This is a genomic window from Pseudooctadecabacter sp. (genome assembly GCF_965657175.1).
Taxonomy (GTDB): Bacteria; Pseudomonadota; Alphaproteobacteria; order Rhodobacterales; family Rhodobacteraceae; genus Octadecabacter.
Genome location: NZ_CBFHNH010000008.1, coordinates 35,822 through 62,394 on the forward strand (window position 1 = coordinate 35,822; position 26,573 = coordinate 62,394).

At 60.0% G+C, this 26,573-nt stretch carries 23 protein-coding genes and 1 tRNA gene; 12 read left to right on the forward strand and 12 right to left on the reverse strand.

Annotated features, from left to right (window positions below):
• Nucleotides 1-122: 122 nt before the first annotated feature.
• Together ACTG36_RS08705 and trpA are read right to left on the reverse strand one after the other, a co-directional pair.
• Entirely contained in the window at nucleotides 123-1,286 is a 1,164-nt protein-coding gene (locus ACTG36_RS08705) for an alpha-hydroxy acid oxidase (RefSeq protein ID WP_375279908.1), read from the reverse strand.
• Nucleotides 1,287-1,413: 127 nt separating this feature from the next.
• Nucleotides 1,414-2,205 carry a tryptophan synthase subunit alpha gene (gene trpA, locus ACTG36_RS08710; protein ID WP_375279909.1) on the reverse strand — a complete coding sequence of 264 codons (792 nt, stop codon included), beginning with the start codon at nucleotides 2,203-2,205 and terminating at the stop codon, nucleotides 1,414-1,416.
• A 141-nt stretch (nucleotides 2,206-2,346) separates the two neighbouring features.
• On the opposite strand from trpA, the gene ychF reads away from it, so the two are divergent.
• The 10 genes from ychF (at nucleotide 2,347) to ACTG36_RS08760 (ending at nucleotide 13,312) form a co-directional block, all read left to right on the forward strand.
• A complete protein-coding gene (gene ychF, locus ACTG36_RS08715) occupies nucleotides 2,347-3,444 on the forward strand; it encodes a redox-regulated ATPase YchF (protein ID WP_375279910.1) in 1,098 nt (365 codons plus the stop codon).
• 124 nt (nucleotides 3,445-3,568) lie between these two features.
• Nucleotides 3,569-3,658, forward strand: a tRNA-Ser gene (locus ACTG36_RS08720).
• Between the two features lie 486 nt (nucleotides 3,659-4,144).
• On the forward strand, nucleotides 4,145-5,428 hold the full coding sequence (gene urtA / locus ACTG36_RS08725; RefSeq protein WP_439142031.1) for an urea ABC transporter substrate-binding protein: 1,284 nt from the start codon (nucleotides 4,145-4,147) through the stop codon (nucleotides 5,426-5,428).
• 78 nt (nucleotides 5,429-5,506) lie between these two features.
• Nucleotides 5,507-7,435, forward strand: a complete 1,929-nt coding sequence (gene urtB / locus ACTG36_RS08730) for an urea ABC transporter permease subunit UrtB (RefSeq protein ID WP_375281244.1) — start codon at nucleotides 5,507-5,509, stop codon at nucleotides 7,433-7,435.
• A gap of 3 nt (nucleotides 7,436-7,438) precedes the next feature.
• A complete protein-coding gene (urtC, locus tag ACTG36_RS08735; protein ID WP_375281243.1) occupies nucleotides 7,439-8,611 on the forward strand; it encodes an urea ABC transporter permease subunit UrtC in 1,173 nt (390 codons plus the stop codon).
• Nucleotides 8,608-9,357: an urea ABC transporter ATP-binding protein UrtD gene (urtD, locus tag ACTG36_RS08740; RefSeq protein ID WP_375281242.1), complete on the forward strand. Its 750-nt coding sequence runs from the start codon at nucleotides 8,608-8,610 to the stop codon at nucleotides 9,355-9,357. Before urtC ends, urtD begins: the two co-directional genes overlap by 4 nt.
• Complete coding sequence (urtE, locus tag ACTG36_RS08745) at nucleotides 9,350-10,045, forward strand: urea ABC transporter ATP-binding subunit UrtE (protein ID WP_375281246.1); 696 nt, start codon at nucleotides 9,350-9,352, stop codon at nucleotides 10,043-10,045. Before urtD ends, urtE begins: the two co-directional genes overlap by 8 nt.
• A 123-nt stretch (nucleotides 10,046-10,168) precedes the next feature.
• Nucleotides 10,169-10,738 (forward strand): hypothetical protein, encoded by a 570-nt coding sequence (locus ACTG36_RS08750; protein ID WP_375281241.1) that lies wholly within the window; start codon nucleotides 10,169-10,171, stop codon nucleotides 10,736-10,738.
• On the forward strand, nucleotides 10,735-11,061 hold the full coding sequence (locus ACTG36_RS08755; protein WP_375281240.1) for a hypothetical protein: 327 nt from the start codon (nucleotides 10,735-10,737) through the stop codon (nucleotides 11,059-11,061). The genes ACTG36_RS08750 and ACTG36_RS08755 overlap by 4 nt, the downstream gene beginning before the upstream one ends.
• Before the next feature lies 1 nt (nucleotide 11,062).
• Nucleotides 11,063-13,312 (forward strand): HWE histidine kinase domain-containing protein, encoded by a 2,250-nt coding sequence (locus ACTG36_RS08760; protein WP_375281239.1) that lies wholly within the window; start codon nucleotides 11,063-11,065, stop codon nucleotides 13,310-13,312.
• Here the strand turns inward: ACTG36_RS08760 and ACTG36_RS08765 are convergent.
• Nucleotides 13,309-13,728 (reverse strand): hypothetical protein, encoded by a 420-nt coding sequence (locus ACTG36_RS08765; RefSeq protein WP_375281238.1) that lies wholly within the window; start codon nucleotides 13,726-13,728, stop codon nucleotides 13,309-13,311. The genes ACTG36_RS08760 and ACTG36_RS08765 overlap by 4 nt on opposite strands.
• A 111-nt stretch (nucleotides 13,729-13,839) precedes the next feature.
• Here ACTG36_RS08765 and ACTG36_RS08770 point away from each other — a divergent pair, with 111 nt between their 5' ends.
• Complete coding sequence (locus ACTG36_RS08770) at nucleotides 13,840-14,280, forward strand: rhodanese-like domain-containing protein (RefSeq protein ID WP_375281237.1); 441 nt, start codon at nucleotides 13,840-13,842, stop codon at nucleotides 14,278-14,280.
• Entirely contained in the window at nucleotides 14,277-15,110 is an 834-nt protein-coding gene (locus ACTG36_RS08775) for an alpha/beta hydrolase family esterase (protein ID WP_375281236.1), read from the forward strand. Before ACTG36_RS08770 ends, ACTG36_RS08775 begins: the two co-directional genes overlap by 4 nt.
• A 1-nt stretch (nucleotide 15,111) precedes the next feature.
• Here ACTG36_RS08775 and mdoH read toward each other — a convergent pair whose 3' ends face one another.
• From mdoH to ACTG36_RS08820, 9 genes are all read right to left on the reverse strand, one after another.
• Entirely contained in the window at nucleotides 15,112-16,992 is a 1,881-nt protein-coding gene (gene mdoH, locus ACTG36_RS08780) for a glucans biosynthesis glucosyltransferase MdoH (RefSeq protein WP_375281235.1), read from the reverse strand.
• The gene (locus tag ACTG36_RS08785; RefSeq protein ID WP_375281234.1) at nucleotides 16,989-18,512 is read right to left on the reverse strand and encodes a glucan biosynthesis protein; all 1,524 of its coding nucleotides are present in this window, start codon (nucleotides 18,510-18,512) and stop codon (nucleotides 16,989-16,991) included. Before ACTG36_RS08785 ends, mdoH begins: the two co-directional genes overlap by 4 nt.
• Nucleotides 18,499-19,743 (reverse strand): OpgC family protein, encoded by a 1,245-nt coding sequence (locus ACTG36_RS08790; RefSeq protein ID WP_375281233.1) that lies wholly within the window; start codon nucleotides 19,741-19,743, stop codon nucleotides 18,499-18,501. The genes ACTG36_RS08785 and ACTG36_RS08790 overlap by 14 nt, the downstream gene beginning before the upstream one ends.
• A gap of 20 nt (nucleotides 19,744-19,763) precedes the next feature.
• Nucleotides 19,764-21,125: a tetratricopeptide repeat protein gene (locus ACTG36_RS08795; RefSeq protein ID WP_375281232.1), complete on the reverse strand. Its 1,362-nt coding sequence runs from the start codon at nucleotides 21,123-21,125 to the stop codon at nucleotides 19,764-19,766.
• Between the two features lie 101 nt (nucleotides 21,126-21,226).
• Nucleotides 21,227-22,453 (reverse strand): CaiB/BaiF CoA transferase family protein, encoded by a 1,227-nt coding sequence (locus tag ACTG36_RS08800; protein WP_375281231.1) that lies wholly within the window; start codon nucleotides 22,451-22,453, stop codon nucleotides 21,227-21,229.
• Nucleotides 22,440-24,053: a thiamine pyrophosphate-binding protein gene (locus ACTG36_RS08805; protein WP_375281230.1), complete on the reverse strand. Its 1,614-nt coding sequence runs from the start codon at nucleotides 24,051-24,053 to the stop codon at nucleotides 22,440-22,442. Before ACTG36_RS08805 ends, ACTG36_RS08800 begins: the two co-directional genes overlap by 14 nt.
• Nucleotides 24,054-24,123: 70 nt before the next feature.
• Nucleotides 24,124-24,687, reverse strand: coding sequence for a TetR/AcrR family transcriptional regulator (locus tag ACTG36_RS08810; RefSeq protein WP_375281229.1), 564 nt, complete (start codon nucleotides 24,685-24,687; stop codon nucleotides 24,124-24,126).
• Nucleotides 24,684-25,745 carry a flavin monoamine oxidase family protein gene (locus ACTG36_RS08815; RefSeq protein WP_375281228.1) on the reverse strand — a complete coding sequence of 354 codons (1,062 nt, stop codon included), beginning with the start codon at nucleotides 25,743-25,745 and terminating at the stop codon, nucleotides 24,684-24,686. Before ACTG36_RS08815 ends, ACTG36_RS08810 begins: the two co-directional genes overlap by 4 nt.
• 24 nt (nucleotides 25,746-25,769) lie before the next feature.
• A complete protein-coding gene (locus tag ACTG36_RS08820; RefSeq protein WP_375281227.1) occupies nucleotides 25,770-26,438 on the reverse strand; it encodes a cupin domain-containing protein in 669 nt (222 codons plus the stop codon).
• Nucleotides 26,439-26,573 lie beyond the last annotated feature (135 nt).

Consider the following 26,573-nt stretch of genomic DNA (forward strand, 5'->3'; position numbering starts at 1 on the left):
GTCGCCGTAGTCTCGGGGCGACCCACTTTGCCATGTCAGGACCACAGGTGGCCCCAAGTGAAGCCGTGCCTATAGGACGGATTCCCCTGTTTGAAAAGCCCTTTGTGGGCAGGGTGAAGGCGTTAGGCCCAGCGGCCTTCAAAATCCTCAGGCACCAGCAACATATCGCGATCAAAGGTGTTCACATCGCGGCGTCCACACAGCGCCATGGTGATGTCGAGTTCGCGGTGGATGACCTCTAACGCCTTCGTCACGCCAGCTTCGCCCATGGCACCGAGGCCATGGATGTAGGCGCGGCCAATCATGACCCCCTTGGCCCCCATCGCGAGCGCTTTGAGCATGTCCTGACCCGACCGGATGCCGCTATCAAGGTGGATTTCGACCTTATCGCCCACTGCCTGCACGATGCTGGGCAACATGCGGATGGACGACAGCGCCCCATCCAGCTGTCGGCCGCCGTGGTTCGACACGATGATGGCGTCTGCCCCCACCTCGGCCGCCATTTTGGCGTCGTCTACGTCCAAAATCCCCTTCAGGATCAGCTTGCCGCCCCACTTTTCCTTCAGTTTGCGCACGGTATTCCAATCCAAGCGCGGGTCGAATTGCTCGGCCGTCCAAGACGACAGTGAATTCATATTGTCGACACCCTTCGCGTGCCCCACGATATTGCCGAAACTGCGTCGTTTCGTTTGCAACATTTCAATCCCCCAACGCCATTTGGTAGCCAGATCGGCAATCACGGGGGGGGTCATTTTGGGCGGTGCGGTCAGCCCATTTTTGAGGTCCTTGTGCCGCTGACCGAGGATTTGCAGATCAAGCGTAAGAACCAGCGCCGAACAGCCCGCGCGTTTGGCCCGTTCGATGATGTTGTCGACATATTCTTCATCCCGCATCACATACAGCTGGAACCAGAACGGTTTTTCAGTGTGTTCGGCCACGTCCTCGATCGAACAGATGGACATGGTGGACAACGTAAACGGCACGCCGAATTTCTCAGCCGCGCGGGCGGCCTTAATCTCACCATCTGCGCGCTGCATGCCCGTCAGCCCCACAGGGGCGAGGGCCAGCGGCATGGTCACATCCTGTCCTATCAATTTGCTGGCGGTCGTGCGGTTCGTCATATCGACGGCGATACGCTGGCGCAGGCGGATCTTGTCAAAATCGCTTTCGTTGTCGCGAAAGGTTTGTTCGGTCCATGATCCGCTTTCGCAATAATCATAGAACATTTTAGGCGTGCGCCGTTTGTGCAGACGTTTCAGGTCATCAATGGTGGTGATCACGGGCATGGCATGGCCTTTTCGCTGAATTGGTATGAATGACTTACCAATTCGGGCAATTCGGCGCAAGTCTTCGGTGGGCCCATTTTCTCAACGAGAAAATGTCCTCAAACTCTTTTCAAGAGTTTGCCACCCCTCAGGCGCGGTGGGCGCCATCAGCTAGGGATTTCACAAACGCCAAGACGTCGGCCACAGGCTCACCTGCGCCGATCTTTTCAACAATAGCGGAGCCAACGACGGTGCCGTCGGCCACGCCTGCGATGTCTTGTGCGGTTTCCGGCGTGCGGACACCAAAGCCGACAATCACCGGCAAATCGGTGGAGGATTTGATCCGCGCAACCTCCGGTGCCACATCGGCGGCTTGGGCCGCGGCAGCGCCTGTCGTTCCCGTGACGGAGACGTAGTAAACAAAGCCGGAGGTGTTCTGCAGCACTTTGGGCAGACGTTTTGCATCGGTCGTGGGCGTGGCCAGACGGATGAAGTTCAAGCCGGCCTTTTGGGCGGGGATACACAGCTCATCATCTTCTTCGGGTGGCAAATCCACGATGATCAGCCCGTCGATGCCTGCCTCTTTGGCTTGGGCAAGGAAGGTATCAACCCCGCGCGAATAGATCGGATTGTAATAGCCCATCATAACGACGGGTGTTGTGTCGTCAGTTTTGCGCAGTTCGCGCGCAATATTCAGGGTCTGATCAAGGGTCATGCCGCCGTCCAGCGCCCGTTGGCCCGCCAGCTGGATCGTCGATCCGTCGGCCATAGGGTCGGTGAAGGGCAGACCCAGTTCGATCACATCAACACCCGCACCGGGCAGGCCTTTCACGATCTCAAGCGAGGTGTCGTAATCGGGATCGCCCGCCATCACATAGGCCACAAATGCCTTTTTCCCCTGAGCCGCCAGTTCAGCGAATTTGGCGTCAATGCGTGTCATGTCCTGCGATCCTTTCACGAAAACCCCATGCGGTTTGGCGCAGGGGCGCGGGAAAATCAATGCCCCTTATTTCATTGGGGCGCTTGCGGGTCGCCCCCGTGCCAATTAGAAGCGCGGCTGACACATCAAAGGAGCGTCGTCATGGGTTTCAAAATGGGTATTGTCGGGCTGCCGAACGTCGGAAAGTCCACACTTTTCAATGCATTGACCCGCACGGCGGCAGCGCAGGCCGCGAATTTCCCGTTTTGTACGATTGAACCCAACGTGGGTGAAGTCGCCGTGCCTGATGCACGTCTGGACACCTTGGCTGGCATCGCGAACTCTAAATCCATCATTCCAACGCGGATGACCTTTGTGGATATTGCGGGCCTTGTGAAGGGCGCCAGCAAAGGGGAGGGGCTGGGCAACCAGTTTCTGGCCAACATCCGCGAAACCGATGCCATCGCCCATGTGCTGCGCTGTTTTGAAGACGGTGACGTGACCCACGTGGACGGTCGCGTTGATCCTGTGGCCGATGCCGAAACAATTGAAACGGAACTGATGCTGGCCGATCTGGAAAGCATCGAGAAACGTCTGCAAAACATCGTGCGCAAGGTCCGTGGTGGCGACAAAGAGGCAGTGCAACAGCAACGGCTGATGGAACTCGCCAAGGCGACCCTTGAGGATGGCAAACCTGCCCGTGTGGTTGACGTGGACGACGACGACCGCAAGGCGTGGAAAATGTTGCAACTGCTGACCACGAAGCCCGTACTGTACGTCTGTAACGTCGGTGAGGCCGAAGCGTCCGAGGGCAATCAACACTCCGCCGCCGTGGCCGAAATGGCCGCCGCACAGGGCAACAGCCATGTGATTATCTCTGCCCAGATCGAAGAGGAAATCAGCCAGTTGGAAGATAACGAGGCTGAGATGTTCTTGGAAGAAATGGGCCTCAAAGAGGCCGGTCTGGATCGCCTGATCAAGGCAGGCTACGAATTGCTGCACCTTGAGACGTATTTTACCGTCGGCCCAAAAGAGGCCCGCGCATGGACGATCAAGCAGGGCACATTGGCGCCACAGGCCGCTGGCGTGATCCACGGCGATTTTGAAAAGGGCTTCATTCGCGCAGAAACCATTGCCTATGATGATTTTGTGGAATTAGGGGGGGAACAGCCCGCCAAGGAAGCAGGCAAAATGCGTGCAGAAGGCAAGGGATATACCGTCAAGGACGGTGATGTCCTGCACTTCTTGTTCAACACATAAGGCACCGGTGTGAGCATGGGGGCATTGCTCATCTGCTCACTGCGCGCGCGACATTTGTCAAACCTGCACAAAAGCGCACATTTCCGACTTGCCCCCCACCAGCCCCGTCGCTAAACGGGTCAACGGAGACGTGGCCGAGTGGTCGAAGGCGCTCCCCTGCTAAGGGAGTAGGCCCGGAAGGGTCTCGAGGGTTCGAATCCCTTCGTCTCCGCCACCCACACCATCGAAATTGCTCAATTCATGAGCTGGCGCGATCTGGGTCTGGCTCGGTTGCATCGCGGTTGGGGTGCACCTGTCTGTCGGCATACTGTCGGCACGGTGCAGATCGACCAGATGATCAAAGGGCGCACTTTCGGGGTGCAATTTCGTCAGCTTCATCAAGATTTGGCGACATACTCCGGTTGAATTGATCAAAACTGCGCCAAACTGTCGCCCAATTTTTAGACGTCTAAACTTACCGCGCGTAAAAATGAGGCGGCTTGGCCCATCATGGTCAAAGCGTCTTGGCGCAAACTTGCCCCTCAAAAGGTCTCGACGGATGGTGCACGGGCTTTCAATCGGAAAGCGTCGCGAGTGGGGCGTCTTGCAGGATCAATCCCACCCGCAACTACAGCAATCGCTGTGCGGAATAGATCGGGCTTTGGGGGGACAACGTCAAGACCCGCGCCCGGATGACCGCACGCCCAATGGGGATACATCCATGAAGACCACCACAAAACTTACCCTGTCCACAGCATTCGGCCTGATGGTTGCCAGCGCTGCCGCGGCAGAATGTGCCGACCCGATCAAAGTCGGCGTGTTGCATTCACTGTCCGGCACGATGGCCATTTCCGAGACCACCCTCAAAGATACGATGGAACTGCTGATCGCCCAGCAAAACGAAGCAGGCGGCCTTCTGGGGTGTGAAATCGAAGCCGTCGTCGTTGACCCGGCTTCTGACTGGCCTTTGTTTGCGGAAAAAGCGCGTGAGCTGCTGACCGTGTCCGAAGTCGACGTGATCTTCGGGTCGTGGACCTCCGTGTCGCGCAAATCTGCGCTGCCGGTTCTGGAAGAATTGAACGGGCTGATGTTCTACCCCGTGCAGTACGAAGGCGAAGAATCCTCACGCAACGTGTTCTACACAGGTGCCGCGCCCAACCAACAGGCGATCCCTGCGACGGACTACTTCCTTGAAGAACTGGGCGTTGAAAAGTTCGCGCTGCTGGGCACGGACTATGTCTACCCGCGCACGACCAACAACATTCTTGAACAATACCTGATCGACAACGGCATCGCTGCCGACGACATCTTCGTGAACTACACACCCTTTGGTCATTCCGATTGGTCCACGATCGTGGCCGACGTGGTTGAACTGGGCGCAGACGGCAGCCAAGTGGGCGTGATTTCCACCATCAACGGCGACGCCAACATCGGCTTCTACAAAGAACTGGCAGCGGCTGGCATTTCCGCCGACGATATTCCAGTGGTCGCCTTCTCCGTGGGTGAGGAAGAGCTGTCGGGTCTGGATACATCCGACCTCGTGGGTCACTTGGCCGCTTGGAACTACTTCCAGTCGGCTGAATCCGAGCTGAACGACGAATGGGTGGCCGCCTGGAAGGCCGCCATGGGCGATGAGCGTGTGACCAACGACCCGATGGAAGCCCACTACATCGGCTTTAACATGTGGGTGAACGCCGTTGAAGACGCAGGCACCACAGACGTGGATGCGGTCCGCACCGCCATGTACGGGCAGGAATTCCCGAACCTGACAGGCGGCACAGCGGTCATGTTGCCGAACCACCACCTCGCCAAGCCTGTTCTGATCGGTGAGATCACAGCGGACGGCCAGTTCGACATCATCAGCCAGACATCCGAAGTGCCTGGCGACGCATGGACGGACTACCTGCCTGAATCTGCTGTCCTGACCTCCGATTGGAAGGACCTTGGTTGCGGCATGTACAACACCGAAACCGAGACCTGCGTTCAGCTGACCTCGAACTACTAAGACGTGCGGTGGGGCGCGGCGGTTCTTGCCGCGCCCTATCCCTCGAAGACCTATCCCCGAATTCAGAAAGTCCCCCCGATGATGCGCCTTGTGTTCGGCATGATCCTGATGCTGCTGTCTGCCGTCAGCGTCGCGGCTCAAGATTTACAGGCCTTGCTGCAGACCCATGCCGAAGAGGTGGCCAAGCCGTCGCGTCGTTCGGTCAGTGTGATGTTGGATGATCTGGTGGCCTCTGGCCTGCCGCAAGTGCCCGTGTTTTTGGAAGAATGGGCCGGACGGAACGTTTGGCAGGATGATGCCACGGGGCTGTTTTACATTGGTGCCGAAGAGGGCGATGCCCTGATCATTCGCGATGTGGACACAGGCGATGAAGCATCGGTGGCGGCTGACGGCTTTACCCAGTTGCGCCCCAACGGCGGCGTGCGGCGGGTGATCGGCACGGCCCTCGTGCAGTTCCAACTGTCTGATCCCGACCCTGCGCGCCGACAGGCTGCGTTGGAGAGTATCGCGCGCAGGGGGGAGGCCGAACAACTCGCACCCTTAATCGCATCGCTGGAGGGCGAAGACGACGCAGACATCCGTGCCCGCAAAGAGCAACTCATCACCTTCTTGACCGCCCGTTTTGGTGAGGACAGTGCGGCACGTGTGACAGCGATCGAAACACTGGCCGCTGACACCTCGGTTGAGGCACGCGCGGTGCTCAGCCAGATTTTGGCAACGACGGATGAGGTCGCCGAAACCCTGCCTGACGTGAATATCGCTGAACTCTACGACCCCGCAGACGCGCCCGAGGCGTCTTATCAGATTCTGGTCGACGCGGGTCTGGCCCCCGCTTTGGTCAGCGCCGGTGACATCCGCGCAGCCCTTGAGGCCAATATCGCAGAGGGTCGTGTTGGCACGGTGCCCATCGCATCGCTGAATACCAACGCGGCGCGTGAAGACGCCTATGCCACTTTGGCCAGCGCCGATCTGGTGCCGCCTTTGGTGACGCAAGACGACGTTGCCGCAGCCCTGCAATCCCATGTCTTTTTCGCCCAATATGTCGAAACCGACACCGCCGTGACCCAAGCCGCCCGCGCGACCCTCGACAAAGTCGAGACCCGCGTGGGCTGGGCGCAAACGGTGGATATGACGTTGGACGGGCTGTCGCTTGCATCGATTTATTTTCTAGCGGCTATCGGGCTTGCCATTACTTTTGGTCAAATGGGCGTCATCAACATGGCGCATGGCGAATTCATCATGATGGGGGCCTATACAGGCTATGTGGTGCAGCTGTTTGTGCCGGATTACACCGTGTCCATTCTGGTCGCTTTGCCGCTGGCCTTTGCGCTGACCTTTGGGGCAGGGGTGGCGATGGAGAGGTTAATCATTCGCCATCTTTATCACCGCCCGCTTGAGACATTGTTGGCCACCTTCGGCATTTCCATCGCCCTGCAACAGATTGCCAAGAACATCTTTGGCACGCAGGCACGCCCCCTCACATCGCCTGACTGGCTGAGCGGCGCTTGGGTGATTTCTGACGTCATCCAAATCAGCACGATCCGCATTGCGATCTTCGTGATGGCGCTGATCTTTCTGGTGGCGTTGCTTTATATCCTCAAACGCACGCGGCTGGGGCTTGAGGTGCGGGCGGTCACGCAAAACCCCGGTATGGCGGCGTCCATGGGGATCAACCCTGACCGCATCAACATGCTGACCTTCGGGTTGGGATCAGGGATTGCGGGCGTGGCCGGTGTGGCCATCGGGCTCTATGCAAAAGTCACGTCAGAGATGGGCGCGGATTACATCGTGCAGTCCTTCATGACCGTGGTTGTGGGCGGGGTTGGAAACGTGTGGGGCACCTTGGCGGGTGCCGGTCTGATCGGGTTCTTGCAAAAGGGGATCGAATTCCTGAACCCGTCCAACACGCTCGCGGCCCAGACCTACATGATCTTGTTCATCATTTTGTTCATTCAATTCCGACCCAAGGGCATTGTCGCGCCCAAGGGCCGTGCTGCGGCGGATTAAACCATGACATCAACACGTAAATCCTTTATCGCGCGCAACCCTTCGGTGCTGTATTTCCTCGCCGCCTTGGGGCTGTTCACAGCCATCGTCGCGGTCATGTCGGAGGCATCGGGCGTGGGCCTGATATCGACGTCCTTTGTCAAAACCTTGGGCAAGACGCTGTGCCTGTGTCTGGTCGCCATCGCGATGGATGTGGTCTGGGGATATTGCGGCATCCTAAGCCTTGGGCACTTCGCCTTCTTTGGCATCGGCGGCTATGCCATCGGCATGTGGCTGATGTATGCGCGCACGGAAATCATCGTGATCGACAGCCTTGCGGGGCAGGTCATTCCGCCCACCCCGCAAGAGGTGTCGGACGCCATTGGCAACCAGATTTTCGGCGTCGTGGGGTCATCGGAATTTCCCATGCTATGGGCCTTTGCCGATCACTTGTGGATCCAACTGGCGCTGGTGGTGTTGGTGCCCGGCCTTTTGGCGCTGGTCTTTGGCTGGCTGGCGTTTCGCAGCCGCGTGAACGGGGTTTATCTGTCCATCTTGACCCAAGCCATGACTTTGGCGCTGGCGCTGTACCTCTTTCAAAATGACAGCGGGCTGCGCGGCAACAACGGCCTGTCGGGCCTGCAGAACATTCCAGGGTTTGAAGACACCGGCCAGGACGTTGTGTCTATCGCGTTCTTTCTGGCCTCGGCGGCCGCACTTGCGCTGGGCTACCTGCTGTTTGCTTGGATCACGGACAGCAAGCTGGGCAACATCATTCAGGCCATTCGCGACGATGAAAGCCGCGTGCGGTTCTTGGGCTACCACGTGGAAAGTTATAAACTCTTCGTCTTCACGCTGACGGCGGTGATCGCGGGGATCGCAGGGGCGCTGTATTACCCGCAGGCGGGGATCATCAATCCGGCGGAAATCGCGCCCATCGCGTCGATCTATCTGGCGGTCTGGGTCGCCATTGGCGGGCGGGGGCGGCTTTATGGGGCGGTCATCGGGGCGGCTGTGGTGTCTTTGTTGTCCAGCTGGTTCACAGGCGGGGGCGCGCCCAGCGTGGACCTTGGGTTCTATGTCATCAATTGGGTCGATTGGTGGCTGGTGCTGTTGGGGCTGACCTTTGTGGCCGTCACCTTGTTCGCGCCTCAAGGCATCGGCGGGCTCTTTGATAAATTGGTGCGCAAATCATGAAATCGCTTCTGGAAATGTCCGGCATCACGAAATCCTTTGACGGGTTCAAGGCCATCAACAATCTGTCCCTGCAGATCGGTGAACCGGAGTTGCGTGCCGTCATTGGCCCCAACGGGGCGGGCAAAACCACCTTCATGGATATCATCACGGGCAAGACCAAACCGGACGAAGGCAAGATCTTGTTCGGGGAAGACAACCGGTCCCTTCTTGGCATGTCCGAAAGCCAGATTGCCATGTTGGGCATTGGCCGCAAGTTCCAAAAGCCCACCGTGTTTGAGGCGCAGACCGTGCGCGAAAACCTTGCCATGGCGCTGAAAAATCCGCGCGGTCCCTTCGCCGTGCTGTTCTACCGCAAGACCGCCGCAGGCGCCGCCCGGATTGAGGACATCGCCGAAGACATCAACCTGACCGATCATCTGACCCGCCCCGCGGGGGAGCTGAGCCACGGGCAAAAACAATGGCTTGAGATCGGGATGCTGCTGGCCCAAAGCCCACGGCTTTTGTTGGTCGATGAACCCGCCGCTGGCATGACAGCGCATGAACGCGAACACACCACGGATATTCTGCGCAAGGCGGCGGAAACCCGTGCGGTGATTGTGGTGGAACATGACATGGAATTTGTGCGCCGTTTGGGGTGCAAGGTGACGGTGTTGCACGAAGGGTCGGTTTTGGCGGAAGGGTCGCTTGATCATGTAACGAAGGACCCGACTGTGGTGGATGTTTATTTGGGACGATCAGATGCTTGAGATTACGGGCCTCACCCTCAAATACGGGCAAAGCCAGATTTTGCATGACGTGACGCTGACAGCCCCCGTCGGGCAGGTGACCTGTGTGACGGGCACCAATGGTGTGGGCAAGACCAGTCTGCTTAAGGCGATTGCGGGCCGCCACCCCTTTGCAGAAGGGACGGTGACTTTGGACGGGCAGAGGCTGCCCTCGGGCAAGGCTGCGTTGGCGGCCAAGGCGGGCGTTGGCTACGTCCCCCAAGGCCGTGAGATTTTTCCGCTGATGACGGTCGAGGAAAATCTTCAAACGGGTTTTGCCTGCCTGCCCAAATCGGCCCACAGAGTCCCCGATGACATCTATGAACTGTTTCCGGTGCTGTCGGACATGAAGGCCCGTCGCGGCGGGGATTTGTCGGGCGGTCAACAACAGCAGTTGTCGATCGCGCGGGCCTTGATTGCGCGGCCAAAGGTGCTTTTGCTGGATGAACCGACCGAGGGCATTCAGCCCAATATCATTCAAATGATTGGCCGCACGATCGATGTGTTGCGGTCCCGGGGGGATATGGCGATCGTGCTGGTGGAGCAGAATTTCGAATTCGCCTTCGCCAATGCCGACTTTTTTCATGTGATGCAGCGCGGCGAAATCAAAAGCGCGTTCCCCAAAGCCCAAACCGACCGCACTGCCCTGCTTGAGGCCCTCGCGCTTTAGGCTTTGGCCGCCAACAGTGTGTAAACTAAAAAGTACGCTGACTGTAAGGAAGGCTGGACGTTTATCGTCGTTCTCTCCTATGTTGAAGGCTCTGGCAGATGGGATGGGGCACATTTTCCAACGATGGCATTGGATTTTCGACATATCCTGAAGGACAAAACGCAGCTGGATCACACCCGTGTTGACACCGCGTTGTCGGGATTTGATGTGGCAACACAGGCGGGATTGACGGGCTTTCTTGATATTCACCACGCCTGTTTTTCCCAGATGCGGATAGCCAGTGACAATGACGCGGAATTGCAGGCAGGCCTGACCGATATGATCGACCGGATCGACGCAGATTTGCGGCGTCTGGGCGCGCGTCCCTCCTGTGCGACAATCGGGTTAGACGCCGCAGTTGATCCATTGGCGATGGCGTACCTTGTCGAAGGATCTCGGCTGGGCAGCAAAGTTTTGGGGCGGCGCTGGGCGTCCTCCGATGATCCGAATGTCTTGGCCGCCGATGCCTATTTCAGCCTTGAACCCGTCAAGGGACGCTGGCGTGAGGTCTGCGACCTGCTTGCGGCCGTGCCCCCTGACAGCACACGGGCCGCGACCATTTCGCGGGACACAGCCACGCTGTTCCGTCTCTTTTTGCAGACCGCGCAGGGGGCTGCATCTGACCACGCCACACCGAAGGTACTCGCATCATGAGCCAGACAGATTTCGATATAGACGACGACATGCACGTGGATCTGACGAATTGTGACAAAGAACCGATCCATCTGTTGGGACAGGTGCAATCCTATGGATGTCTGATCTCCACGTCCTCGGACATGATGATCAATCACATGTCCGAAAACTGCATCCAGATGTTGGGCCTTGATCCGAACGAAGCCGTGGGTCAACGGCTGAGCGTTCTGATGGATGATCAGACAATTCACGACGTGCGGTCCAAATTGCAGATCAGCACCGCCGCGGGGTGCGTCAGCCGCTTGTTTGGCTATGATGTGCTGAAAAAACGGCACGCAGTTTGATGTGTCGATCCATACCACGGGTGAGACGTTCATTTTCGAATTTGAACCCAAAGCAGACCAAAAAAATCGCGATGATCTGGCACTTGTGCAACCGCTGATCGCGCGGGTTTCGCGCAAAGACACCGTGATGGCGGCCGCCAAAGAAGCTGCGACCGCGATGCAGGTTTTGTCAGGCTTTGACCGTGTGATGGTCTACCGCTTTGCCGAAGACGGATCCGGCGAAGTGATCGCAGAACGGGCCGCCCCAGACATGGAGCCGTTTTTGGGCCTGCGCTATCCGGCCAGCGACATCCCCAAACAGGCGCGTGCTCTCTATAAACGCAGTATTTTGCGTCTGATCTCGGATGTGGATGGAGAGGTTTCGCAGATTGTGCCTGCGAAAAATCCAAGCGGTGACAGGCTTGACCTGTCGCTTGCGGTGACGCGGGCGGTATCGCCAATCCATCTGGAATATCTGCGCAATATGGGGGTCACGGCCTCCATGTCGGTGTCGATCCTGAAGGATGGGGAATTGTGGGGGCTGTTCGCGTGCCACCACAAGACGCCAAATTACATCGATTACGAACGCCGCACTGCGATTGAACTGTTCGCCCAATATTTTTCCTACGAACTCAGCCGCAAAGTCGAAGACGAAATCCGCGACGAAGAACGCGACGCGCGGACCTTGCATGATCGTTTGATGGTGCGCCTGTCGGCGGGGGGCGATCTGATCAACAGTTTTGATGTGATCGCAGATGAACTGACCCAGATCGTCAGTTGCGACGGTGTCGGTATCTTTTCGGAAGGGCGCTACACCGCGCGCGGATCGGCCCCGACGGATGATGAATTCAAGCGGCTGGCGCGGTTTTTGAACACAGCGCCCTTGGGCAAGGTGTTCCACACTCATCATTTGTCGTCCACCTATCCCGCCGCGGAAACCATGGCAGACCGTGTGGCAGGCCTGATGGCGGTGCCGATTTCGCGCACACCTCGTGATTACATCGTGTTCTTCCGCCGTGAGATCGTGAAATCGGTCAAATGGGCCGGTAACCCCGAAAAACCGGTCGAAGTCGGGCCAAACGGGGTGCGCCTGACACCGCGCAAAAGTTTTGATACCTGGTCTGAGATGGTGCGTGAAACCTCCTCCGTCTGGAGCGAAAGTGAACTGCGCGCCGCCGAGGCGTTGCGCATTTCCCTGATTGAGATCGTACTGAAGCTCACGGATGAGGCCAACGCCGACCGCAAGGAGGCCTCTGAAAAGCAGGAATTGCTGGTGGCCGAACTCAATCACCGTGTGCGCAATATCCTGAACCTGATTCAGGGGTTGGTGTCGCAAAGTAAATCCAGCACGGCCTCTTTGGAAAGTTACACCAAGGTGTTGGACGGTCGTATTCAATCCATGGCGCGCGCCCATGATCAACTGACGCGGCAGGAATGGTCACCCAGTGCATTGCGCGACCTGATTGAGGTTGAGGTGGATGCCTTTCTGTCCGGTCAAAAGGGCCGTGTGAACATCACCGGCGATGCGCCCTTGCTGGCCCCTGAGGCGTTTTCGACCATGGCGCTTGTGGTTCATGAACTGGTCACGAATTCCGCCAAATACGGCGCGTTGACGGATCAGTCGGGCAAGCTTTGGATCGACCTGCAGATCGCCGAGGACGGTGCGCTGATTTTGAAATGGCGCGAAAAGGGCGGCCCCCCCGTTCAGGCCCCCAAGCGGCGCGGGTTCGGGTCGACGATCATTGAACGCACAGTGCCTTTCGAACTGGGCGGCAAAGTCGACACTAGCTATAGACTCGCCGGGTTTGAGGCTGACGTGATGATCCCGTCACGGTTTGTGACGGCAGGGACGTTGTCCGCCCCCTCAGATGACGCACCACTTGATGACGACGATGTGCGGACCGGGTCGATCCTGTCCGGGCCTGTTCTGGTTCTTGAAGACAACATGGTCATCGCGCTGGATGCCTCTGACATTTTGACCGACAATGGGGCGACTGATGTGGCGCTGACCAGCCGCGTGGAAGACGCGCTTGAGGCGATCAAGATCGGCGATATTACGGCGGCGGTTCTTGACGTGAACCTTGGCAACCAAACGTCCTTGCCGGTGGCACAAAAGCTTTATGAACTGGGCATTCCCTATGTTTTGGCCACGGGTTACGGCGATGTGGAAAGCATTTTGGCAGAATACCCGCCTTCAGCCGTGATCAAAAAGCCGTTCACGTACGAAACCCTTAGCGCTGAGTTAACAAAAGCCCTTGATCGAAAGGCCTAACCCGCGCGCGCGGCGCGCAGGGCGTCGAGGCTGAACCCGTCTTCATGGCGTAGAATGAACAGCGCCACAGCGGCACCCAAAGCAGGGACAGCGGCCCACATAAGGTTGTTGGGGTAGCTGGTGAAATTCATCAGGTTCGGCAGTGATCCCAGCACACCGGCGCCCTGCATCAAGACCAGCGCGCCGTAGCTGAAAGTGCGAAACAACCCCAACGCAAAAAGCGCCACGATCACCAGTTGCAGGCCGCCCACATAGGTCGACAGATCACGGGTGACGAAGTCCAGCCCGTACATATTCGTAAAGACGTTTTCGAACCATTCGGGACGGTAGAATTTCAAAGAGGCCCAGACCCCAAGGAACGCTGCTATCGTCAGGCGGATCGTCAAAAGGGCGGCGGAGATTTTGTGCTGTGGCATGATCGGTTCGCGCATTTGGACACGTCAATGTGACGGGTCAGGTGTCTTATCAACGCCGCTTTAACCATGCATGGTCAACAAAAGCGAAACACACATCTGTGAGGGTGCGGGATGCAAAATGTGCTGACACGACGGCGGGTCTTGATTTTGGGGGGCGTTGGCGCGGGCGCGGCAGCGATGATGCTCAACGTGGGGGCCGCGCAGGCCGACGGACCGGTCATGACCCCGGCCGAGGCCCATGCGGCCGCTGCCGCAGGTGACATTCTGCTGGTGGACATCCGTCGCCCCGATGAATGGGCCGCGACGGGGATCGGGGAACATGGCGTCGGGATCGATATGCGCGCGGAGGATTTCGTGGCCCAAGTGCAGGCAGCGCGCAGGGGCGATCAGCCAATTGCGGTGATCTGTGCCCGTGGCGTGCGATCCGCACGGACGACCAAGCGCCTGACGCAGGCCGGTATCGGCACGATCATTGACGTGCCCGAAGGCATGTTGGGGTCCCGTGCGGGCCCCGGTTGGCTGGGGCGCGGTCTGCCCGTGGTGCAGCCATGAAGCGGGTGATTTTGGCAGCCTTGGCCGGCCTTGGCCTGTCTGGTGGGGCTGCGGCCTGTTCTATGGACACGGCCTGCACGGTTGATGGTCGGGACTATTATGTGGCCGTACCGGATGGGGATGGCCCTGCACCTGCGGTGATCTTCATCCATGGGTTCGGCGGAAGTGGCGCGGGCGCTTTGCGCAATACGGGCATGGTCAATGCCTATCTGGCGCGCGGCTATGCGGTCATTGCGCCTGACGGACAGCCCCGCGACGGGGCCTCTGGCCGTCGGTGGAATTTTCACCCCCGCACCATGGACGCACAAACCGCAGAGATGGACCATCTTGAAGCCGTGCGCGATGACGCGACGTCGCGGCTGGGTCTCGACCCGGATCGTATCATCCTTGCAGGGTTTTCCATCGGCGGGTCGATGGTCGCCTACACGGCTTGCGACAGGCCCGACGCCTTCAACGCCTATGCCCCTCTTGGCGGGTCGTTCTGGCGGCCCCATCCTTCGGCCTGCGCGGGGCCCGTGAAAATGTTGCACACCCACGGCTGGACCGATGGCACCGTCCCGCTTGAAGGTCGCGTGGTGAACCAACTGCCGCTGAGCGACCCCGATGCCTTCGCCCAAGGCGATATTTTCGTTGCGATGGATGTGTTCCGGCAGGCCAACGGCTGTGATTATTCCGATCCGGACCGAACAGCGGTGCAGGGGGACTATTGGCTGCGGGTTTGGGACCAATGTGCGCGAACGTCGGACCTGAGGTTGGCCGTCTTTGCGCGTGGACATGTGATCCCGCAAAGCTGGCCTGATCTGGTCGTGGATTGGTTTGAAACGTTCTAGGTCATTCTGCCGCGATTGAGGCGGCAGGGTCCGATAGGGTTTTCTTCATCGCCTCGCGTTCGCGCCGCGCCAACCGGACGATATGGGGTTCGATCAAGGTGTGCGGCGTGTCCAGTTGCAACGCACCTTTGGACAGCCGCGTGATCGGCAGAGCGCTGAGGCGGGACAGCGGGACAGCTGCGGCCAGACTGATCGCAATAGGCAGGATCAGCCACGACACATTGGCAAAAATCACGCCTGTGATCAGGGCCGCGCCCAGCACCGTTTCCACCCAGTGAAACCGCGCCGTTTCGCGCCAGCTGTAGCCTGCGATGCCACGGTTCTGCGGCGTCCACGCAGGCTGGCGACCAAGGGCCGCAAAGATCGTCGCGATGGTGCCTTGGACCATCATGATCGGGGCATAAAGAACGGACAAGACCAGCTCAAACAGGATCGATCCCACGTACATGCGCGGCGATCCATAGGCCGCGCGGGTCCGACGGCGCAGGCCAAAAATGATCGCGCCGATCACCTTGGGGCACAGCAACATGCCATAGACAAAGGCCAGATAAATCCACGCCACGTCGATCTGTTGCACGGGCCAGATCGGCATCAACGGGTTGGAGCTTGAAAAATACGCGCTGGGCGGGGCCGGCGTTGTGCCCACAAAGGACCACAAGATCACCACGGCAAGCCACGCAGGCGACATCAAAAACGCAAGCGCCCCTTGCAACAGATGCAGCCGAGAGATCACGTGAAATCCCCGTGCAGCCAGCAGACGCAGGTGCTGCATGTTGCCGTGACACCAGCGGCGGTCGCGCAGGGCGTAGTCGATCAACGTCTGGGGCGTTTCCTCAAAACTGCCGCCCATGCGGGGCAATAGCCGAACGGCCCAGCCTGCGCGGCGCAGCATTCCGGCCTCGACGAAATCGTGGCTCAAGATCAGATGTTTGGCACCCTTGCGCCCCCGCAGATAGGGCAGGCGCGCGCTTTGGGCGAAGGCGCGGGTGCGGATGATGGCGTTGTGGCCCCAATAGTTGCCTTCGTGCTGCGCCCAACTGGTCAGCCCTTCGGCGGACAGCCAGCCGTAGACGGAATTGGAAAACTGCTGCACGCGGCCGAACAATGTGCTGGCCCCAATCAGGGTGGGGCGGCTTTGGATCAGACCTGCGTCCGGGTCATCTGCCAGCGCATGCGCCAGTTGGCGGATGGCGGCCCCGCTCATCAAACTGTCGGCGTCGAGGATGACCATCGCCTCATAGGCCGCACCCCAGTTTTCGATCCAGTCAGTGATGTTGCCGACCTTCTTGTCGATGTTGTCGGCGCGGCGGCGGTAATAGGCGATTTTGGCGGGAAAGACTTCGCCCTGAAGGGCGGCGAAGGCGCGTTCTTCTTGGGCGGCAAGGGCCGCATCGCCTGTGTCCGACAGGATGAACAAGGTGTAGCGGTCGCCCTGCGGGCCGGATCGCAGTTCTTTGAGCATGGCAGAGGCATTGCCGAACACGTCCCACGCCGTTTCATTGTAGACAGGCACAAGCAGCGCGATGTCTTGAGGCGCGTGGGGGCGCGCGGGCTGCGTGGATGTGCGCACCAAGGCCATGCGCAGCGCACCCAGAACGGCGGTGTTGACCGAAAAGGCCAGCCAAATGAACGTCAGGGCCACAAGGCCCAGCACCACCCCTTCGGCCAAGGCGACGCCGCCTTGGCCGAAGTAATCGGCCACGGACAGGCACAGCACTGTCGTCAGTAGCAGGGTCGGTAAAAAGGCCGCGAGCCGCCAGATTTTGTCGACCATCCGCCGCGGCCCTGTCATCTGCCGGATCGCACCCGGTTGCGCAAAGGTCTGCGCGGGCATCTGCAGCGGAGCGCGCGGGGGCATGTGGGCTGCGGCGTAGGGCGTCATGCGGTCCACCGGTAGAGCCACACTTCGCTCAGCGGGGCACCCGCCAGCCGCAATTGCGCGCGAAATTCGATCAGGGTCGCGTCGCCTGCGTCAAAATTGAACGCGAGGCGGGGGCCATTGGTCAGTGGGTTGCGCTGCAACACGCCCGGTGTCAGCTCCCCCGCGGAGGACGACAGGCGGATGTCGATGTCGGACAGATCATCGGGCACATCGGCGCTATCCGCAAAGTCGATGACGACGACGGTGCCACGGTTGTCGAACCCCGATCCGATCATGGTGTTTAGCACGGGCAGTCCGCTGCCATGGGTCATGTCGCGGCCCCATGTCAGACGGTACGACAGTTCGGTCTCGGATCCGGCCGCCAGACCGCCGTCGGGGCGCCAATAGCAGACGATGTTGTCGTAAATCTCTGATTCTGTGGGGATTTCCACCAAAGTGACAGACCCGCGACCCCAATCGCCCTTGGGTTCGATCCACGCACCAGGGCGGTTGTGATACAGCGCCTGCAGATCGGCAAAATCGCTGTAGTCCTGCGCGCGCTGCAACAGACCAAAGCCTTGCGGATTGGTGTCGACAAAGGCACTGATCTGGAGCGCCTTGGGGTTGGCCAAGGGCCGCCAGATCGTTTCACCCGCACCGTTGACGATCTGCAGGCCGTCATTGTCATGCACGGCAGGGCGGAAATCGCTGAACCGGTGACGGTTGGTCTGGTCGTATTGAAACATCGACGTCAGCGGCGCGATGCCCACGTGGTCCATGTCTTCACGGGCAAAAATGCGTGCGGTGATGTCCATGACCTGACGCGCACCCGGTGTGATATCGAAGCGGTAGGCACCGGTGCAACTGGGACTGTCGAGAAGGGCATGAAGGGTAAAGGTGGCCTCCCCCTCGCGCGGTTTTTCCAGCCAGAAGGCCCGAAAATCGGGGAATTCCTCACCCGTGGGTTCGGCGGTATCAATGGCCAAACCGCGTGCTGACAACCCGTAGGTGTTGCCCGTGCCGATGGCGCGGAAATAGCTGGCCCCCTGAAAGACGGCGAATTCCTGATAGATGCCGGTGTGTTCCAGTTCGGCCCGCAACCGCAGGCCGGAAAAGCCCAAGGTGTCATCGACAGGCAGATCGGGGAACTTGTCCGTTTTGTCGAACAGATCAAGGTTGAACAGCGTGGGCCGCGCCATGCCGTCTTCGACGACGGCGATACGGACGGGGGTCGGAAAATAAAGGCCGGGGGCAAAGACATCAAGACGCAGCGGCGTCGTCTGTTCGCCGTTCCACAGCGCATAGCGGTCGGCAAACCAGATGGAGATATAGTCTTCGTAGGTGATATCCGTCCATTCGGGCGGAATACTGGGCGGGGCCTGATAGGCGCGGGTCGCAAGATCACGGGCCAAGGCCGTCACGTCTGCGGCATCAAAGGGCGTGGCATCGCCAAGTTCGATGGCACGCAAGGGTGCATCCTGCGACCATGCAGGCGTCGCGGCGAGCGCCACAAGGGAGGCTATGAAGTCACGCCGCAGCATGGGGCCTCGCCACGCGCCAAGGTTGCTTTTTCATCCACGCCGCGCCGTAGGCTGTGGCGATCAACAGAGCAATCCCAAGGGCGTTGACCCATGTCATCGTCCAATAGGATTTGCCCACAACGTCCAGAACAAAGCCCAAGCTGCGACCGACCAAAATGGACACGACGAACACGGCCAACGACTGCTGCCCGACCTTCAGGATGGCAGCCAACACAGGCGCCCACAAGCGGCCCAGCCACGACGCGCCAGCGCGGATGCGGTTGCCTTTGTCGCCCGCGATGACCCAGCCCAGATACGCAAGGGCAAGGAACTGCATGAACCGCAAAATGCCGAAATCGGATTTTGAGAACCACGCGGCATTGTCCCTCCGCCAGTCGCGCGCAAAATCGAAATCAAGTTCCCGCACGCCGATGTTGGAATAGGGGATGTTTGCGGCAACGATCACCACACAGACCGCAATAAGCCACCATGTGACAGGCGGTTTGGGCAGCCAGCCGCGCATAAAGGCAAAGCCGGTGAAGAACGCCAACTGCCAGCCAAAGGGGTTCAAAAACCAGCGGCGTTGCCAGTCGTCATCGCCCACCCAAGGTTCAGCCGTGAAGTTGAAATAGGGCAGGCCGTAAGCGTCCGACAGGGCGCGTTGGGCGAAGACCCACGTGATCAAGGATGCAGCCACCACAAGACCAAAGTGGATGCGACCCAGCAGCACCACCACCGGCATCATCGCCAAAATCACCATATACATGGGCAGAATATCAAACAGGTTCGGCACCCATTGCAGGGTCATGACGCTGAGCAAAATGTTAGGATTTTCCCACATGTCGCTTTCGACAAACAACATCCACAGGTTCAGATTGCCCCAGTAATTGCGGCCCGTGATGTTTAGATCGGTGAAATAGACCATCAGGGCGGCGGTCGCAAAAAACGTCCCGATATGCGCCCAATAGACCTGCCAGATGCGGAACACCACACGGGCAGATCCCAGCAAAAGGCCCGCCCGGTCGAACGTCGCGCCAAAGGCGATTGCACTCGCCATGCCTGAGCTGAAAACGAACATCTCGGTCGCGTCCGAAAAGCCCCAGCGCGCTGGGATCCACAGGGTGACCCAATTGCCCGGCGTATGGGCGAACAGGATGATGAACATCGCAACGCCCCGAAAGAAATCGAGGCGGACATCCCTGACGGTCTTGGGAACCGGCGCAGAGACCGGCGGGGTGGCGGGCAAAGTCACGTGAACATACTCGTCAATACTTACTCAGCCGCAGTATGCGCGGAGCAGAGCGTTTGCATTTTTCCAATCTGGGCCATGCGGGTCGCAGCAAAGGTGTCTTCGTGACCGTTACGCAAGGCCGTGCGGGCCTGCAATAGCGTCTTGGCCTCATTCACACGGCCTGCACGCAGGCCTGCCTCAATCGTGAGGCGTTCAAAGATATCGCGCTGGGCGTGGCTGCCACCCATCGTCTGGAAATCCGGCTGGGCGCGTTGCAGGTGGGCAAAGGCCTGATCGTAGTTGGCATCCCCAAAAGCGGCGAGGCCCTTGGACGTGGCCATGCCCGGTGTCATCATCACGGCAGATGTGTCGTCCTGAGGGCCCGCGTCGGCGGCCACACGGGCCAACAGGCGGTTCGCGGCCTCTGGCCTCTCACCAATCAGCGCCAGCATGTAGTGCATATCGGCAAAGGTCAGGCAGCCATCATCGGTGCGTTTTTCGGCTAGATCGGCCAGTTCGGCCCAGCGGTCGCCCACATCGATGCCCTCAATCTCAAGCCGCATCAGCAAGGATGAGGCGTTGGAAAAGTCGCGGTAGTCGTCGGTTTTTTCGTCCCGCACTTTGGTGTCGTACAGGTCTAGCACTGTGGCAATGTCGCCCTGATCCAGATGCAACAGCGCCTTGTGCCACCACACATGGAAGCGGAAGTTGTTGCAATGATCCCAAGCGGCGGCATTGCTGTCGATCAGCGCGATGCCTTGGTCGGTTAGGTGGGTCATGTCATAGACATGGGCCACCGCATGCAGCCCCCATGCGTCATCGCGGGCGAAATGCAGCCCGCGCAGGCCTTGACGTTCGGCGCGGTCATACTGGCCGGTTTCTTCCAGCGCAAAGGCATGACAGCCCAGCACATAGCCATACAGCGGATGATCGGGGCCGTGGGCGGGCAGGGTGTTTTCCACCGACCGCAGCATTCCGTGGCTGTCGCCCAGCATGAACCGGATGCCGTGGGACAGTTTCATCGAAATCGTATCCGTGGGCGCAAGTGTCAGGCAACCCTCCATCCGTTTGATCGCAACGCTTGGACGTCCACCCAACCAATCGCCCAAGGCCTGCACCCAAAGGCGTTCGCGTTCCAACGCACCGCCCTGTGCCACAAGACGCACGGCCTCCCCATGGGCGTCGCGGGCGGTCTGGACCAGTTCGCGGCGGCCCAACATCAGACAGGCCAAACCCTTCATGGCGTGGGCCATGGCGAAGTCCGGCTCTGCGGCTAACAGATTTGTCAGATGATCGCCCGTGGACCGCCCGTGGGACAAAATGCCGTGGATCACGCCGTTCCACGCGTCCCTCGCTTCTGGCTTGGACAGACTGGTGGGGCACAAACAAATATCGGTAAGCATCGGACAACCTATGATAGGCGCGGGGAGGCGCGGTTGTCAGCTTGATACAGGGGCAGGACCGGTGACGCCCCTCACCAGTCTGTTATGGCGCGGAAATGTTATCAGTCCTGAACTTTTTGTGATGACTGGCCTGCGGCATGGGCCGCAAGGATGTCATCCAGATCGTCTGTGTCCGCGCCGAACCGCGGCGGCGCTTTGGCGTATGTCACAGGTGTTTTCGAGAATTTTATGGGATTCCCGAGCAATTCAACCTGTCCATGGGTGGCATCGGGGGACGCAACGGACACCACTGTGTCGCGGGCCTTGGCCTGATCCGATGTCAGCGCCTGTTCCACCGTATGGATCGGCCCGCACGGCACACCGGCGGTCTGCAACACTTCGAGGACCTCAGCCGCCGTGCGGGCACTGAATGTTTCAGTGATCGCGGCGGTCAACGGCATGCGGTGTTCGATCCGCAGGGGGTTGGTCTGGAATCGGGCGTCTTGCGCCAGATCATCCCGTCCAAAGGCCGCGCACAGGGCCTGAAACTGGCGGTCATTGCCAACGGCAAGAATGATATGCCCGTCGCAGGTCGCAAAGACGTCATAGGGGACGATGTTCGGATGGCCATTGCCGCGCCGCTGCGGATTTTGGCCGGACGCCAGATAATTGGTGCCTTCGTTGATCAGCCACGCCATCTGGCTGTCCACAAGTGCCAGATCAATGTGCTGGCCTTCGCCCGTGGCCTCTGCATGGCGCAGCGCGGCGAGCATCCCGATCGTGGCATTCATCCCGCACATCACATCCGCTATGCCCACACCGACCTTCATAGGACTGCCGGTCGGATCGCCGGTGAGCGACATGATCCCGCCAAAACCCTGCGCCATCAGGTCATACCCGGGGCGGTGGCTGTTCGGGCCGGTCTGCCCAAACCCCGAGATTGAGCAATAGACGAGTGCGGGGTTCAAGGCCGACAGGGCCGCATAATCCAGCCCGTATTTGGCCAATCCACCGGGTTTGTAATTCTCGATCACGATCTGTGCTTGGGCCGCAATTTTGCGCACCGTGGCTTGCCCGTCTTGGGTGCTGAGGTCCGCCGCGACGGAGTATTTGTTGCGATTGGCGGCGAGGAAATAGGCGCTTAGATCGCTGTCGCCGGTGGGGGTGTCCACATAGGGCGGGCCCCACGTGCGGGTGTCGTCGCCGCCTGTTGCGGGGTTTTCGATCTTGATGACCGTCGCGCCCAGATCGCCCAGCATTTGTGTGGCGGTCGGTCCTGCAAGGATGCGGGTCAGATCAAGGACAAGCACCCCGTCAAGGGCGCCGGCAGTACCGTTAGAATGCGCCATCATAGGCCCCCTTGTCGATCTCCACCGCGATCACCGAAAACCGGTCAGAGGCTTGCGCCTGCGCCAGAGCCGCGCGCAGATCATTTGCGTTATCAACGGTATAGCCGTCCCCGCCAAAGGCGCGTCCTATTGCGGCCACATCAGAACGGGCAAAGTCCACGCCGGTGTTTTTCAACTGACGGCCCCGTTGTTTCAATTCGATCAACGCAAGCGAAGCATCAACGAAGACCACAAAGATGGTGGCTAGTTTGTTCTCTGCCGCCGTGGCGAGATCGCCCACGCACATCAGGAAACCGGCGTCACCGCTGAACGACACCACAGTGCGGTCGGGGGCGGCGATTTGGGCGCCCATGGCCAGCGGTACGGCGCAGCCCATGGTGCAAAAGCCCGACGATTGGGTCAGGGTCTTGGGGTATTTCGCCTGCCACATCTGGCTCAGAAGAATGCGGTGCGCGCCGCTGTCAGCGGTGAGGAGCACATCGTCCGGCAGGGCGTCTTGGCAAATGGCGATCGCACGGGCAGGGCCCCAATCGTCGCGGGGCGAAAAGGCTTGCGTCAGGGCAGATTTGGCCTGTGTCACGGCATCATCGGGCCAGCCGGACAGGGCTGTGTCTGGCAGCATCGCCGCCGTGGTGGCCACCGGATCACCAACGAAATTATGGGTCGCGTGGTGCATGTAATGGTGGTTGGGCGCGGCGGTGATGTCGATCACCGTCTGGGTCGCGGGGTCCCACGGATTTTGCCAGCCGGGGCGCATTTCTATGGGGTCATAGCCGATCAACACCACCACATCGGCCTGTGCAATCAGCGGCATCAGGATCGTGTCGGCCTTCGGGGACAGACCCGCGCCGCCCAGCGACAGGGGGTGGTCCTCCGCCAAGGTGCCTTTTGCCTTGTAGGTGGTGATGACGGGGGCTTGCAGGGTTTCGGCGGCACGTGTGACAATCGCGGCCCCCGCGTCCGATGCCACATCAAGGCCCGCGACGATCAGCGGGCGTTTGGCGTGGGCCAATGCCGTGCGGGCCTCTTGCAAGGCAGCGTCTGCGGGCACCATCGGCAGGGCGTCTGGCCGCAAGATGCCGCTGCCCGTCGCAGGGGCATCCGCCACCGAGATCGGCACATCAATATGCACGGGGCCGGGGCGGCCTTCGGTGGCGATGCCCACGGCCTTGTCGATGGTGACATGGGCTGCGCCGGCGGTCAGGGTAACGGTCGCCTTGGTGATCGCGCGAAACACCTGCGGCTGATCGAGGACCTGATGGGTGTAGGTTTGCGCCTGATCCGCATCCACGCAGCCCGTCAGCACAATCATCGGCACCCTGTCCTGACGCGCATTTTCCACCACATTGATCCCGTTCAGGGCACCGGGTCCAACGGTGGCCAGCAAAATCCCCGGCGCGCCGGTGCGGTGATAGACGCCTTCGGCCATAAAGCCTGCTGCGTTTTCGTGGCGGCACAGGATGAAGGTGATGCCAGCTTTGTCCAACGCATCCAGAAGGGTCAGAACCTCCCCCCCCGGCATGCCGAAGGCGTATCGGCACCCTGCTGCGTAAAGGCGTTGGGCGATGACGTCGGCTGCGCGCATGGGGGGCTCCTTCATTCGGTTGCAAGGGTTCTGCATGGAATGGACCGGACCGACAAGTCAGGTCTGCGTGTGCCGTTGTAACAGTTCAGCCCAAACGGGCCAAAAGCGGACGAAGGGCGGCATCGAACCGCGTGGGATCACGTTGCGCACGCGCTGCAAGTTGCGCGCCTTCGAGAAGGGCCAGCATGGCTGTGGCGTCCTCGCGAGGGTGAGAAACCTGCGCGATCGTGCCGTCGTCTCGGCCACGGGCAAAGGCCGCCGTCAGCCAATCGACCATCATCGCACGGAAGGCCGCCATGGCCGCACGAACATCGACGCGCACCCTGTCCGCGCTGATGCTGAAGGCCACACACAGACATAAGGTGTCGCCCCCACCTAGGGCCGCGCGGTATTGATCAGCCATCGCACGCAGTCGGGCCGCACCGCTGGCCGGTGTCGCGTCGATCTGCGCGCAAAGGGCTTCGAAGCGGTCGTGATACTGCTGCATGACGGCCAAAGACAGATCGGCCTTGGCCGGAAAATGGTGATGGATGCTGGCCTTGCGGATGCCCACATCGGCGGCGAGATCGGCGTAGCTGAACCCGTCAAAGCCTTTGGTGCGAACCGCGTGTTCGGCACTGCGCAGAAGGGCGGTTTTCGTGTCGGTCATGGGCCGCTCTCTGGGGTCAATAGCGAACGGGCGGTGATGTCTGCCGCTTCCAACGCCCCTTCAAGGTAGCCGCCAAACTGCGGCGCGGTCTCAGTGCCCGACAGGATCAATTTGCCATCCCAAAGACCATTCATCTGCGGCGGCAGCCCATAGGTCGGATGGGCATAAAGGGGCGCTTGGTCGTAGGGCGTCGACGTGCGCGGGGCGCGGGCCCAGTCTGTGACAAACATGGCCTCAGGTTCGGCGGCGGCGGGGCCAAACAAGCGGATGAGTTGCGACAGCGCCGATTTCTTCAACGCCTGATCGTCAATGCGCGCTTGCGGGGGGACACCGATGAAACCGAACAGGGCATAAGGGCCGCCAACAGCGGGGGATGCGTCATGCACTTCGATCATGGGGCCACGGCGGCTCATGGCGTCGCCGGACAGGCCGGTGTCGCGCCAAAAGGGGGTGGCATATATGGCCACCGTTTTGGCCTGACCGGCCATCCACGTGGGAATGTCGATCATGGATTGCTGGACATCGTCGGGCAAGGCCGGTGTGAAGGTCAGCGTGCTGGCCAGACGCGGCGGCAGCGCCAGAACCACGCGGTCCGCTAGATGGCTGGTTCCGTTGACCTGCGTCACACGCACCCCGTTGGGGGTGTTTTCCAACGACCGCACCGACGCGTTGAGGTGCGCACTCTCTGCGCTGATGTCCGCGACCAGGGCATCGATCAAAGCGCCGAACCCGTTTTTCAGCCGCCAGGATCCTTGCATAGATGCAAAACCCTGACCGCGATGGATCTGGCCTGTTTCATCTTCGAACGTCAGATCACCGGTCGCATATTGGTCGAATTTTTCCAGCCCCAGCTGATCGATCAACGCCGCAATGCGCGGCTGGCCCGGCCAGAACCATGCGGGGCCAAGATCAAAGGCCGCGCCGCCGTGATGTTCCGTCAGGATGCGCCCGCCAAAGCGGTCGCGGGCTTCGAACACGGTAAAATCGGCCCCGGCTTTGTCCAAGGTGGCGGCCAGCGCCAGACCGCTTAAACCGCCACCGATGATGATCGTCTTCATGGCTGCCCTTTCAGGACTTTGGCTTTACGTGTTGGGGGCTTGGGCGAAGGGGAGATGACCGGTTTTGATCCAGACCTTGGCCCCGTCCGCACCGGCCGTGGCGACCAAGTTGCTGCCCGTAGGCAGGCGCAGCCAGCTGTTTATAACCAGATCGTCCCCGCCTTCGGAAATTGCGCCGTCGATGACCAACATCTCAAGCCCGCCTTCGGCGGATTTGCTGAGGACCGCACCGGGGGCAAGGTGATGGTACGTCACGACCTCCCGCGCATCACGGTGGAGTTCGGCGGTGGCGACGCCCTGCGTTGCCTCACCCAATTCATCGGCCATGGTTTTGCGGAACTGTGTGCGGTCATCCATGTCAAACTGCCACAGTTTCACGAAGATCACACAGCCCGGCGCGGACCCCGGCGTATGGGCGGACGTGGGGGGATTGCGCACATAGGTGCCTTCGGGGAAATCCCCGTGTTCATCCTGAAAGACTCCGCTTAGGACGATGAACTCCTCGCCGCCCGTATGGGTGTGTTCGGAAAAGGCACTGCCCGGCGCATAGCGGACGATGGTCGTGGCGCGGGCGACTTCACCGCCGATGCGGTCCAGCATACGGCGGTCGACGCCCGGCATGGGGGAGGGGACCCATTCCGTTTGATCCGAATGAACAACGACGCGGCTGTCGAAATCTGCGTTCAGTTCCATTTGTGCGGCCTTTCCTGCGGCTTTGGTGTCGCCTGCCTACCACTAGGTAGGCTATAAGAGCAAGCGGCCAGGCCGATCCTGCTTGTGCGATCCTCCGCCGAACGGGCGCGAGACATTCGCCACCGATTGCGCTGG